This window comes from Desulfosarcina sp. BuS5 (assembly GCF_028752835.1).
Taxonomy (GTDB): Bacteria; Desulfobacterota; Desulfobacteria; order Desulfobacterales; family BuS5; genus BuS5.
On the sequence record NZ_CP087952.1, the window covers coordinates 217,440 to 229,413 of the forward strand.

Consider the following 11,974-nt stretch of genomic DNA (forward strand, 5'->3'; position numbering starts at 1 on the left):
TGTGTGGAAATCTATAGGTGTTGAAATGGGTGATGCACCTTAGGCCGCAATAAATTTTGAGCGTCAAAATTCTATAGATTTGATTGTAATATCTACTCACGGTAGTTACGGTTTGACACGATGCAGTAAGGGAGTTTAGCCGGAAAAAGGAGAGGCGGAATGATTTTGTTCTGTTAACCGGCTTTTATTATGACTTCATTTATGCTGTTTTTTGTTGAATTTTGTTTCAAGAGAAAGTATATAAAAAAAAATTATATTTTTAATTTGATCCTGACCAGCCTGAAAAAAAAATTAATCATAAAAATATAATGGAGTAGATTAGTACAAAACAAACCTAAAAGTATGAAACCCAACAAAAAATCCGACAATGTTTATTACCAGTCGCTTGGCAGGAAAGTGATTTTTCAAATCACCATAATGTCACTCATCCCGATTTTTATAGTCAGTTGTATTATTCTTTTTCAGTTTCAGAAAGCAAATCATAAGAAAGTTCACGCCCATTTAGTAGAACTTGTATTAAAGCATAAACAGAATATCGATAGCTTTTTGACTGAAAAATTGAATGATATCCAGGTAGTATCAAAATTATTTTCCTATCCTGACTTAAGTAATGAATTATTTTTAGAAAATAAACTGGCCTTGCTGCGCCAGGGATTTGATGCAGTCTTTGTGGATTTGGGGGTGATTGACGACAAGGGTCTTCAGGTTGCTTATGCAGGGCCGTTTAAGCTGCTGAAAGCCGATTATTCAAAAGCTGAATGGTTTACAAATGCTATTCACAGCCGATATTTTATCAGCGATGTTTTTTTAGGTTTGCGTGAGCATCCCCATTTTATCATTGCGGTCAGGCAGAAGTGGGAAGGCAGATACTGGATTTTAAGGGCCACCATCGATTTTAAAGCATTCAACTCATTAGTGAAAAATCTCCGTATAGGAAAAACAGGATTTGCGTTTATAATTAATAAAAAAGGAGATTTTCAAACAAAATCATTTTTCGACTCTACGGCCAGCAAGGAAAATATTTTAAACTTTTTAAAGTGCTGCATGAATAACGAATGTGAAGACTATGTTTTTGAAAGAACCGATGATTCAGGTACTGACAAGATATATGTGGCATCATTCCTCAAAAATGGCGACTGGCTTCTGTTGTATCAGCAGGACGCAGGGGATGCTTTTTCCGACTTTAACCACGCCCGAAATATTGCCGTAATGTTAATATTGGTAACTGTCCTATGCGTTATTCTTTATGCCGTTTTGTTCTCAAAAAATGTAGTCAGACGGATTAAAAAATCCGACACTGAAAGTCAGGCAATGAATGAGAAGGTAATAGAAACCGGCAAACTGGCAACTGTAGGTGAATTGGCGGCCGGGATTGCCCATGAAATCAACAACCCTGTTGCTATTATGGTTGAAGAAGCGGGCTGGATAGAAGATCTGCTGGAGGAAGAGGAATTTGAAGAATCCGAGAATTTCGATGAATTTCAAAGGGCTCTGAAGCAGATCAATACCCAGGGAAAACGCTGCAAGGAGATAACCCATAAATTATTGAGTTTTGCAAGAAAAACCGATAGCAGAATTACTGAGTTGCAAGTAAATGAACTTCTTGAAGATATGGTTGCGCTTTCAGCGCAAAGAGCTAAATACAGCAATGTTGAAATTAATACGATTTTAGATAATGATCTGCCGGAAATACGTTTGTCCCATTCGGAAATGCAACAGGTATTTCTTAATCTGATAAATAATGCCCTTGATGCCATGGAGAATAAGGGCGGAATTCTCAACATAGAGAGCAGACTGTCAGACGATTATGTTGAGATAAAAATCTCGGATAACGGTGCAGGAATTCCGGCCGCCAATCTTGAAAGAATATTTGATCCTTTTTTTACAACCAAACCTGTTGGTAAAGGTACCGGCCTGGGGCTTTCTATTTGTTACGGTATCATAAAAAAAATGGGCGGTGACATAGAAGCCGAGAGCTTAATAGATGTGGGAACAACATTTAAGATTAAATTACCTTTTGACAAAAAAAGCAGTTGTATAGATGGAAAAGATGATGTCAGAGAATGCAGCAAAAAAGAATCAGACTGATTCGGAAAAATCCGGCAACCCTGAACCGATCAGGCTTCTCCTTGTAGATGATGAGAAGGGGTTTGCAAATGTTATTTCAAAAAGATTGCGAAAAAGAAATATTGATGTAGCTACGACTTACAGCGGCGCTGAAGCCATTAAGGTGCTCAGGAAAAAAAAATTTGATGTGGCTGTTTTGGATCTGAAGATGGAGGATATGAATGGGATTGAAGTTTTAAAGATATTCAAGACCATGGCTCCGGATCTTTCCGTGGTCATGCTAACCGGTCACGGTTCCGAAGAGGCGGCCAGGGACGGGATTGCCTTGGGGGCTGTAGATTACCTGACCAAGCCGTGTGATTTCGGAGAACTTGTCGATAAGATTCAGGAAGCCTTTAAGATAAGGAAAGAAAAAATAATAAATGAAAAGGGATTGAACAGGGAGAAATAATGTTTTTAAAAACCAAGGAGTTTCAGCTTTGTATAGCGGTTTTACTGGGAATTATTATTTTATTGTTGCCTAGACCCGAGGGAACAAAATTCAAGATAACCGGCGATGAAAACAAAGTGTTATTTCAAAATATTAATGAATACTTTACTTTTGAGCCGGAAAAAGAAGGAGTTGCGGGAGAATATATTATAAAGTCAAAAAATCCCGGCACTCCCGAGGCGACCGGAGATTTTCTCAAGGAGCAGGCATCAGAATTAGGAATAGAGGGGCTTCAGGTATATTATGTCGATGGCCTTTCCCCCAGGGCGAAAAGATTTCTGGCCGTACTTATAGTCCTGGTTTTCATGTTTGTTGCCGAACCGATACCCCTTGAAATTACAGCAATATGTATAGGTGTTTTACTGGTAGTCATGAACATCTGCGATGTCAAACAGGCCTGGGCCCCGTACATGCACCCGGTGGTTGTTTTTATAATGTGCTGCCTGATATTTGCCATTACGCTGGATAAGGCCGGTATTACGAAACGCCTGGGGTATTTTATAATCAAGATGGCCGGAAGCAGTGTAACCAAGTTCACATTCATTATCGCCATAGGTCTGGGAATATCATCTTCTTTTATGCATGATGCGGCAGCATGCGCCATAGGGATCGTAACAATGCTGCCACTGATGAAAGCTGTCGGTATTGAACCCCATTCCAGGACAGCCAAGTTTATGTTGCTTTCCCTGCCCTTCGCATGTTCCTGTGGAGGTATGGGGAGTTTAATGGGAGGCGGCCGATGTATGGTGGCGGCAGCTTTTCTAAAGGAGTTTACAGGTGTTGAAATCACTTTTTTTGACTGGATAAAGTATGCCATGCCGCTGGCCATAATTACAGTGCCCGTTGCAGTCTGTTTGGTATATATGGTTTTCCGGCCCGATCCTAAATTCAAGCTGCCTGAATTTGATGAGAAACTGGGTCCCTGGACTGCTGTTGAAAAAAAGACTCTTATTATTATAGGTCTGACCCTTGCATTCTGGTTTACCAAGGGCCTTCACGGCATACATTATTCTGTAACCGGTATGCTGGGCGTTACTGCTTTAGTCTTGTTCCGCGTTCTGAAATGGGAAGATATCAATGACAACCTCGAATGGGGGACATCTCTCTTTATTTTTGGCGGAGGTATATCTCTTGGTCTGGCAATGGGTTATTCAGGCGCGGCCAATTATTTTGCCAACCTTTTTTTCCCGTTAGTTCAGGGCGGAGGCTGGCTGCTTCTATTTGCAGGTGTGGCTGTTTTTGGAGCCCTGGTTACAAACGCCATGGCGAATGTTGCTGCTGCTGCGCTGATATTGCCGATTGTTATCCCCATGGCGCAGCTGGAAGGAGTAGATCCCAGGGTGCTGGCTTTATGCCTCGGAACAGCGACATCTTTTGCCATGCTGCTGGTAATCGGCTGTCCGCCGAATGCCATTGCATACAGTTATCGATATTTTAAATCATCCGATCTTACCAAGGTCGGCGCTGTCGCTACACCTGTTTTACTCGTGATTCTTATTCTGGCTGCATCAATCTGGTGGAAGTTTTTGGGGCTGATATAAATCAAAGCCGTATTAAAAAACGCGGCCTGGGACATGGGAAAAAAGGCATCTGATTTATGCGAACAGATATAACAGTAAATAGCAATATCCGCCTGCTGCTTGTGGATGATGAAGAAGATTTTAGGAAAACAATTGCAAAACGTCTGAAAAAAAGAGGCTTTGCTCCCGAAGAAGCAGGAAGCGGGAATGAGTGCCTGGCCCTTCTGGAAAATAAAGCCGTTGATATAGTTGTGCTGGATGTAAAGATGCCCGGCATGGATGGCATTGAGACCCTGCGTCATATAAAAGAAAAGTTTTCTGAAACAGAGGTTATACTTTTAACTGGTCATGCGGTAACATCTGACGGTATATCGGGAATCAAGTCCGGAGCCTTTGATTATTTGAGCAAGCCGATAGAGTTTGAGCATTTACTAAGCAAAATCAAACAAGCTTATAATAAAATAATACGGGAAGAAGAAAAACGTAAAGACGCAGAATTCCGAGCCAGCATGGAGCAGCAGATGATAGCTACCGAGAGGCTGGCTTCGCTGGGAACTTTATCGGCTGGCGTGGCTCATGAAATCAATAATCCCCTGGCGATCATCAATGAATCAGTCGGATGGATGAGGCTTATTTTACAAAAGGATGAATTGGCGGAGATGCCCCGCAAAAAAGATTTTGAAAAAGCCCTGGGCAAGATTGAAAAGGGTGTCGACCGGGCCAGGAAAATAACCCACCAGCTTTTGGAGACTGTCAGGAAAAACAATTCGGTATTTACCCAGGTTGACCTTAAGGAATTGGCTAGGGAAGCTGTGGAACTCCTGGGGCAGGAGACCAAAAACAGAAATATTCAATTTTTTTATGAAATGGAAGAATCGGCCTGCACTATCTGGAGCGACCCATATCAGGTCCGGCAGGTTTTGATCAACCTGCTGACAAATGCCGCGCATTCCATGGATACAGGGGGCGAAATTACCATAATACTTAAAGCTGATGTAGATGATATAGTTTTGACTGTTCGTGATACCGGAACCGGTATTCCGAAAGAGAATCTTGACAAGATTTTCGAGCCGTTTTTCAGCACAAAAAGTCCGGGTCAGGGCACAGGCCTGGGGCTGTTTGTTACTAGGAGTATTATTAATAAACTTGGCGGCCGGATTGAGGTGGAGAGCCGACTGGGGCACGGAACGAGTTTTAATATAACTCTACCTAAATATTATGAAATATAGATGTTCACATAAATAATTTCACTGCGTTATCGGTCGTCGGAGTAGGGGTTCAAGATTTTGAACCCTTACCCCCTCTGGGCTTGTGCAATTAATTATCTGAAAATCTATAGATAAATGATCGTTAAAAAAAATTTGTTTTTTTGATGGAGAGGAAAAGTCATGGTTAAAATACCGACCAAAATACTTTTAGTTGATGACGAGAAAGATTTGATTGAGATGCTTTCCTTAAGGCTGCAGGAGACGGGAGAAAAGGTTAAATCAGCTTATAGCGGCCAGGAATGCCTCGAAACTTTAGATAAAAACAATATTGATGTTGTTATCCTGGATATCAAGATGCCCGGTATGGATGGCATTGAAACGCTCAAAGAGATCAAGAAAAGATTTCCCCTTGTTGAGGTCATCATGTTGACCGGCCATGGCAGCACTGAAACCGCTGTGGAAGGGATGAAGTTAGGAGCTTTTGATTATCTGTTAAAACCCGCCGATTTCAGTGATTTGTCTCAAAAACTGGAGGCCGCCAGAAAGAGAAAGGATGAACAGGAAGATCGTATCAGGATGGCGGAAGCAAAATCTCTTTTAAGAAAAACCGGCGGATCATGAAGCGTAATTTATGAAACGTCTGGAAGAAATATCCCTGTTTTATGAAATCAGCAAGGTGCTTAACAGGCATCTTGACCTGAAAAAATCTCTTTATGCAGTTCTTGATATCCTGTCTGATTTCATGAATATGATGCATGGCACAATATCAATTCTCGACCCGTTACGCAATGAAATAAATATCGAGGTTGCTCACGGATTTTCCGTAAACGCCATGGAAAAGGGGAAATATAAACTAGGCGAAGGTGTTACAGGAAAGGTTATACAGGCAGGTAAGGCTGTCACAATTCCCAAAATAAGCGAAGAACCACTTTTCCTCGACAGAACGGCTTCAAGAAAAATCGCCCAAAATCAGGAATTGTCATTCATCTGTGTACCTGTGATCAAGAATAAGCAGGTGATAGGGGCTCTCAGCGTAGATAAACCATACGATGAAGCTTATAAGCTTGGTGAAGGGAAACGACTCCTGCTTGTAATAGCCACCATGATTGCAAGACATGTCGGCAACCTGGAAACAATCCGCCTGGAAAAAGAACATCTAAGACGTGAAAACAAACGACTAAAAGATGAACTTGAGAATAAATATAAAATAACCAATATTATAGGAAACAGCAACAAGATGAGAGAAGTTTTCCAGATGATCTCTCAGGTTTCCAGAAGCAATGCAACCGTTCTTATTCGCGGAGAAAGTGGAACCGGCAAGGAATTAGTGGCCAACTCCATTCACTATAACAGCCCGAGGGCCAATTAGCCTTTTATCAAGGTAAATTGCGCTGCATTACCATCTAATCTGATTGAAAGCGAACTTTTCGGGCATGAAAAAGGAGCCTTTACCGGAGCTTTAAATCAAAAAAAAGGGAAATTCGAATTAGCGCACAAAGGAACTTTCTTTCTTGATGAAATAGGTTCCATTGATCTTAATACACAGGTAAACCTTCTCCGTGTGCTCCAGGAAAAAGAGTTTGAGCGTATCGGGGGTATCAGAACAATAAAGATTGATGTGCGCATAATTACGGCAACCAACAAAAATCTTGAGAAAGCCGTTGATAATGACACCTTCCGGGGAGACCTTTATTATCGGCTTAACGTATTTCCGATTTACATACCCCCTCTCAGAGAGCGCAAGACTGATATCCTTCTTCTTGCAGACCATTTCCTGGAAAAATACGCCAAGGAAAATTTTAGGGAAACTCGAAGATTTTCAACTCCCGCCATAGATATGCTCATGGCTTATCATTGGCCCGGGAATGTCAGAGAGCTTGAAAACTGCATTGAACGTGCGGTGTTGTTGTGTGGTGAAGAGGGCGTAATACATACCTATCACCTGCCTCCGACCCTTCAGGCAGGTTCAGAGACTAATACATTGACGTCCCTCACTCTTGATGCTGCTGTAGCTGCCCTGGAAAAAGATATGGTAATTGATGCTCTCAAGAATACACGCGGAAATGCAACCTTGGCAGCTCAGATGCTGAAAACCACGGTTAGAAAATTTAATTACAAGTCCAAAAAAAATATGATCAACTACCGTGATTACCGATAATTTTTATTCCGCAATAGTAAACACATCATGGAAGCCTTGCTTTATAAGTATATCTTCATATTTTGCGGCCTGCTCCAGGGTGGCGCATTTCCCCGCTCTCACCCTGTAAATGGTACTATCTCCAGTGTCAAATAGAGTGACGTGAACATTTTTGTAAATTGGATCCAGCTCTTTTTTTAATTTTTCAGCATTGTTTAAATCGCTGAATGCTCCGATCTGCAGGGTAAAGTTGCCCTTGTAATAGTCCAGCGGAACAAAACCAGATCCGGATTCAATTGTTGCGGCATTCTGTTGTCGTTCCTGCCCGAGCGCAACTATCCTTACGCGTGCAGTCCCTGGCCCTACTATCCCTATTTTTTTTGCGGCAGCGTATGAAAGATCTATTATTCTCCCTTTAACAAAAGGCCCGCGATCATTGATCCTTACATTTATCTTTTTATTATTGTCCAGGTTAGACACACTGACCCAGGTACCCAGGGGAAGTGTTTTATGCGCTGCTGAAATTGCATGCATGTTATAGATCTCTCCGCTTGCGGTTTTCCTGCCATGAAATTTTTTCCCATACCAGGATGCTTTCCCGATCTGGGTAAAGCCGCGGGCATGAGCTAATGGCTGGTACCAGTTGGAGCCTATTCTATAAAATTTGGTATAAGATTTGATATAAGGTTTTTTTTTGCCGACTGGTGCAGGAAGCTGACGGGCGGGTCTACTGACAGGTTCCACAGTTGTGCAGCTATTTATTAAAAAAAAAGATATTATACAAACCAGAAAAAAGGTTTTATTCAATCTGCAGGCCTCATTATTGTTTAGCAAGGGCAACTTTCAAAACATCAATCATCTTTTCAGCAAAGACAAACTCAATATCGTTCTGTACCTTTTTGGGTATATCGTCCATATCTTTTTTGTTCCATGCAGGTAAAATAATTGTTTTAATTCCTGATCTGTGAGCTGCCAGAACCTTTTCCTTGATACCACCAACCGGAAGGACCTTCCCTCTAAGGGTAATTTCACCTGTCATTGCTAAATTTTTCCTAATTGGTTTGTTGGTCATCATGGAGACCATTGCAGTCAACATGGTTACTCCGGCCGAAGGCCCGTCTTTTGGAATCGCTCCGGCAGGAACATGGATATGTATATCATGTTTTTCAAAAAAATCTTCATCAATTCCAAGACGTTTTGCATGTGTTCTTATAAAACTCAAAGCGGCTGAAGCGGATTCCTTCATAACATCACCAAGTTGTCCGGTCAGGGTGAGCGCTTTTTTTCCCTTCATGGCCGTAGCCTCGATAAAGAGCAATGTCCCTCCGGCCTGTGTCCAGGCCAGGCCCAAGGCCACACCCGGAGTTGAGACTCGGGAACGTTCCTCGGTAGAAAAGCGGACAGGGCCAAGATATTCAAAAATATCCTGCTTTTTAACCGTTACAGCTTCTACTTTCTCCTGGGCTACCAATACTGCAACCCCGCGGCATATAGTTGCGATTTCTCTTTCCAGGTTTCTTAATCCGGCTTCCCGGGTATAAGCTGAAATTATATCCTTAACAGCCCCCTTTGTAAATTTTATATGTCCGGCTTTCAGCCCATGGGCTTCTCTCTGGCGCGGTATGAGATATTTATTTGCTATTTTGATCTTTTCATCCAGGGTATAACCGGAAAGCTGCAATACTTCCATCCTGTCCAGCAAAGCGGAAGGAATGGTGTCAAGAATATTGGCGGTTGTGACAAACATTACCTTGGACAGATCAAACGGAACATCAAGGTAATGATCCGAAAAGGAGAAGTTTTGTTCCGGGTCCAGCACCTCAAGCAGGGCGGATGATGGATCGCCCCGGAAATCGCTGCCTACTTTATCAATTTCATCCAGCATAAAAACAGGATTGTTCGATTCAGCCCTTCTTATTCCCTGTATAATCCTGCCGGGCAGCGCTCCCACATAAGTACGCCGGTGGCCCCTTATTTCAGCCTCATCCCTGACCCCGCCCAGCGATATGCGTATAAATTTGCGCCCCAGCGCTCTTGCAATGGAACGTCCCAAAGATGTTTTACCGGTGCCCGGAGGGCCGGAAAAGCATAAAATCGGCCCCTTCGATTCAGGTTTTAATTTGCGCACGGCTAAATATTCGATAACTCTTTTTTTCGGTTTTTCAAGACCAAAATGATCCTCTTCCAGAATTTTTTTCGCCTTATCAAGATCAAGATTATCTGCAGTGCTGCTATTCCATGGCAAACTTGTAATCCAGTCAAGATAAGTAGAGGCAACCGTATATTCGGATGAAGAGGGATGCATGCGGCCAAGTCGGTTGAGTTCCCGCTCCGCTTCTTTCAAAGCAATTTCCGGAAGTTTGATTTCCTCAATTTTAGCTCTGTATTCATCAATTTCCACAGAGGATGCATCCTTTTCGCCGAGTTCCTCTTTTATAGCTTTAAGCTGCTGCCGCAGATAATATTCCCTTTGGCTCTTGTCCATATCGCCCTTTACCTGGGTCTGGATCTTGTTGCCCAGTTCCAGGATCTCCAGCTGGTGATTAACAAGGCGGGTAACCTCCTTTAACCGATCTTTTATATCATAGATTTCCAGAATTTTCTGTTTTTCATCCCTGGTTGAATTTATTATGGAAGCAACCATATCCGCAAAGACGCCCGCTTCCTGAACTGATTGTGCCATTACGCCAAGTTCCTGGGGCAGGCCGGGGGATAGTTGAACAATCTTTGTGAAGAGACCCGAAATATTAGTTGTTAAAGCTTCAATCTCCTTGCCTGTCTTTTTTTCATCCTCAATATGGACCACATTGGCAAGAAGATAAGGCTCTGTTTGGTTATATTCTTTAATCCTGAACCTTCCCAGCCCCTGAACAAGCAATTGAGCCTTGTTGTTTTCTATTTTTGCCATTTTCAATATAAGAGCGCTTGTGCCTACGTCATAAAGATCATCCTTTGATTCTGATTCGGTTTTTGAATCAATCGGCTGTTTGGATGCAATAAATCCGATAATACGATCTTTTGACATTGCATCATCAATAAGCCTGAGAGAATTTTCCTGCATTACCACAAAAGGCAAAACCATTTTTGGAAAAAGAACTGTATCAAACAATGGAAGGATAGAAAGGTTGTCAGGAATTTTTTCAGTGCCGAAGTCCATGGCCTGGCTAGGCTCTGTCATTTTAACCTCCAATTTTTTTTTACAATAAAAGACACAAATTATTCGTCTGATATTGTAATTTTTTGAGTCTTGTCCATAGAAATCTTGGATAATCTGATCTGCAGCATACCGTTTAAATATGATGCCGATACTGTCTCGGGATCTATAAGAGCCGGAAGAAAAAGCAGACGCTCAAACTTTCCATATTGAATTTCTGCAAGCCGGTAAACCGCACCATCAATACGCTGGGTAACAGCACGCTCACCTGAAATTTTAATAGCCTTGCTGCTGATCTCTACCTCCAGATCTTCCTTATTAACCCCTGCAATTTCAGCCAGCACTATTATCTCATCGCCGGTTTCGTAAATATCCATTTGAGGTTTCCATAAACGCTCGGAAAGGGTAAAAACCGGGTTTAAGGATCGAAGCATTTCTTCTATTGTTCTTTCAAAATTCGACCCTGTCCGCTCAAAATCTCTGGTAAACCTTATTTTGATATAATCCATCATTAACTCCTGAATATTAAGGACCTACCCGTAAAAATTCCCCAAAACCATACTACACATTTATGTTGCCAGCGCCTATCCCGAACCATGCTTTTTTGTTCGGAATCAGGAGGATGTAACAATTATAGCTACCCTAAAGATCTTTTATATATAAGTATGGATAAAATTGTAAAGAAAAGTTTTTAGATTTATTCTGATTTTTCTTGACATTTTTATAGAAAAATTATTTTTTATAAAAATCGACTGACTACTCAATCAATTTTTGATTTTTATAAAAAAAGCATTATGTCTAAAAAAGAAGCTATTATTCAGGCCGCAACATACCTTTTCTCCCGCAAAGGATTCAAGGATACACGCATGGTTGAGATTTCAACACTGACAGGGGCGGCTGAAGGTACAATTTTTTATCATTTCAAAAACAAGGAAGAACTTTTCCTGTATATTCTTGAAAAATTTAAAAAAGATATTACAGATGAATTCGAGCTGTACATTAGAGAGAATGAATTCAAAAACGGCCTTGACACGATAGAAAAGGCAGTAGCTTTTTATCTTGATTTAGCCGGCACCATGGAGGACAGATTTCTTCTTCTTCACCGGCATGATGCTTATGAGCTTGCGGAGGCAAATCCGGTCTGCAGGGGTTATCTTGACACTATTTATACGTGTTTATTAAATATCTTTGAACGTGCCGTGCTGCGCGGTCAAAAAGATGGATCCATCCGTGATATGCCCGCCAAAAAAGCTTCATTAATAGTCCTCAGTATGGTCGATGGTCTTGTGCGCTTGAACACATATAACCTTTATCATGCTGACGCTCTTTATGGGGAATTAATTGAGTCAGTGAGAAGGATGCTGCAAAAGAGTTAACCCCTATTTTGAGTCTAACCCA

General features: G+C 41.7%; 10 protein-coding genes and 1 pseudogene. 8 read left to right on the forward strand and 3 right to left on the reverse strand.

What is annotated here, in order from left to right:
• Positions 1-342 precede the first annotated feature (342 nt).
• The 7 genes and pseudogenes from BuS5_RS01095 (at position 343) to BuS5_RS20305 (ending at position 7,443) form a co-directional block, all read left to right on the forward strand.
• On the forward strand, positions 343-2,088 hold the full coding sequence (locus BuS5_RS01095) for a PAS domain-containing sensor histidine kinase (RefSeq protein WP_035264081.1): 1,746 nt from the start codon (positions 343-345) through the stop codon (positions 2,086-2,088).
• Entirely contained in the window at positions 2,042-2,518 is a 477-nt protein-coding gene (locus tag BuS5_RS01100; RefSeq protein ID WP_338000280.1) for a response regulator, read from the forward strand. Before BuS5_RS01095 ends, BuS5_RS01100 begins: the two co-directional genes overlap by 47 nt.
• Complete coding sequence (locus tag BuS5_RS01105; RefSeq protein WP_027352729.1) at positions 2,518-4,098, forward strand: SLC13 family permease; 1,581 nt, start codon at positions 2,518-2,520, stop codon at positions 4,096-4,098. The genes BuS5_RS01100 and BuS5_RS01105 overlap by 1 nt, the downstream gene beginning before the upstream one ends.
• 56 nt (positions 4,099-4,154) lie before the next feature.
• Positions 4,155-5,306, forward strand: a complete 1,152-nt coding sequence (locus tag BuS5_RS01110; protein WP_035264078.1) for a hybrid sensor histidine kinase/response regulator — start codon at positions 4,155-4,157, stop codon at positions 5,304-5,306.
• Between the two features lie 159 nt (positions 5,307-5,465).
• On the forward strand, positions 5,466-5,906 hold the full coding sequence (locus BuS5_RS01115) for a response regulator (RefSeq protein WP_027352727.1): 441 nt from the start codon (positions 5,466-5,468) through the stop codon (positions 5,904-5,906).
• Between the two features lie 10 nt (positions 5,907-5,916).
• Positions 5,917-7,005, forward strand: a pseudogene (locus BuS5_RS01120) (sigma 54-interacting transcriptional regulator); the annotation flags it as partial.
• Entirely contained in the window at positions 7,006-7,443 is a 438-nt protein-coding gene (locus BuS5_RS20305) for a helix-turn-helix domain-containing protein (RefSeq protein ID WP_443112717.1), read from the forward strand.
• A gap of 3 nt (positions 7,444-7,446) precedes the next feature.
• Here the strand turns inward: BuS5_RS20305 and BuS5_RS01125 are convergent, their stop codons facing one another.
• From BuS5_RS01125 to BuS5_RS01135, 3 genes are all read right to left on the reverse strand, one after another.
• On the reverse strand, positions 7,447-8,166 hold the full coding sequence (locus BuS5_RS01125; protein ID WP_274427944.1) for a septal ring lytic transglycosylase RlpA family protein: 720 nt from the start codon (positions 8,164-8,166) through the stop codon (positions 7,447-7,449).
• Between the two features lie 76 nt (positions 8,167-8,242).
• The gene (gene lon, locus BuS5_RS01130) at positions 8,243-10,600 is read right to left on the reverse strand and encodes an endopeptidase La (RefSeq protein ID WP_035264075.1); all 2,358 of its coding nucleotides are present in this window, start codon (positions 10,598-10,600) and stop codon (positions 8,243-8,245) included.
• A 38-nt stretch (positions 10,601-10,638) separates the two neighbouring features.
• Positions 10,639-11,088: an Hsp20/alpha crystallin family protein gene (locus BuS5_RS01135; RefSeq protein WP_027352724.1), complete on the reverse strand. Its 450-nt coding sequence runs from the start codon at positions 11,086-11,088 to the stop codon at positions 10,639-10,641.
• 282 nt (positions 11,089-11,370) lie between these two features.
• Between BuS5_RS01135 and BuS5_RS01140 the strand changes: the two genes are divergently transcribed.
• Complete coding sequence (locus BuS5_RS01140) at positions 11,371-11,952, forward strand: TetR/AcrR family transcriptional regulator (protein WP_027352723.1); 582 nt, start codon at positions 11,371-11,373, stop codon at positions 11,950-11,952.
• Positions 11,953-11,974: the final 22 nt, after the last annotated feature.

What these genes read in the sequence shown, in the direction of transcription:
- BuS5_RS01095 (WP_035264081.1), top strand. Translation starts at nt 343, where the DNA reads ATGAAACCCAACAAAAAATCCGACAATGTTTATTACCAGTCGCTTGGC.
- BuS5_RS01100 (WP_338000280.1), top strand. Translation starts at nt 2,042, where the DNA reads ATGGAAAAGATGATGTCAGAGAATGCAGCAAAAAAGAATCAGACTGAT.
- BuS5_RS01105 (WP_027352729.1), top strand. Translation starts at nt 2,518, where the DNA reads ATGTTTTTAAAAACCAAGGAGTTTCAGCTTTGTATAGCGGTTTTACTG.
- BuS5_RS01110 (WP_035264078.1), top strand. Translation starts at nt 4,155, where the DNA reads ATGCGAACAGATATAACAGTAAATAGCAATATCCGCCTGCTGCTTGTG.
- BuS5_RS01115 (WP_027352727.1), top strand. Translation starts at nt 5,466, where the DNA reads ATGGTTAAAATACCGACCAAAATACTTTTAGTTGATGACGAGAAAGAT.
- lon (WP_035264075.1), bottom strand. Translation starts at nt 10,600, where the DNA reads ATGACAGAGCCTAGCCAGGCCATGGACTTCGGCACTGAAAAAATTCCT.
- BuS5_RS01135 (WP_027352724.1), bottom strand. Translation starts at nt 11,088, where the DNA reads ATGATGGATTATATCAAAATAAGGTTTACCAGAGATTTTGAGCGGACA.
- BuS5_RS01140 (WP_027352723.1), top strand. Translation starts at nt 11,371, where the DNA reads ATGTCTAAAAAAGAAGCTATTATTCAGGCCGCAACATACCTTTTCTCC.